The 491-nt window shown below is 62.7% G+C and carries 1 protein-coding gene; it reads right to left on the reverse strand.

The annotated features are described in order from the left end of the window. On the reverse strand, nt 1–491 hold a 491-nt coding region (locus tag B2W52_RS02585; protein WP_286801129.1), incomplete at both ends, for an MFS transporter.

The following is a 491-nucleotide window of genomic DNA, read 5'->3' on the forward strand; positions in this document are numbered from 1 at the left end:
GAGATCGCGATATAGGCCACAACAAAGAAGGCGGACGTTACGGCGGCCTTCTCCGTAGCCGGGCTGGCTGAGGCGATGGCGCCCATGCCGGCCCGGAACGAAATACCCTGGCCCATGCCGGCAATCACGGCGCCGGTTATGAAGAGTGCGAGGGATTGGGTATAGATGCCCAGTGCTATAGGAATCACCCCGAGCATCAGAGACACGCAGCCCAGAGGAAGGCGCAGTCTGAGCGGCAGGGCGCCTTGCAGGAACTGGCCAATGGTCGAGGCGATGAAGATGCTGCCGGCCACAACGCCGATCAGCAACCGGTTGTCATAGCCCAGGACCTTGCCCATCATCGCCGGGGCGATGGAGGTGAAGAAGCCGCACATGGCGAAGCCGGCAAATCCGGCAATGGCGGCGGGAATGAACACGCCGCGAACTTCCGGTGGCACGCTCAGGCGCTGGATAGTCAGTTTTGGGCGAGCGGGTTTCGAGACGGTCTCCGG

The sequence above is a fragment of the Marinobacter sp. UBA2498 genome (assembly GCF_002341575.1).
Classification (GTDB): Bacteria; Pseudomonadota; Gammaproteobacteria; order Pseudomonadales; family Oleiphilaceae; genus Marinobacter; species Marinobacter manganoxydans.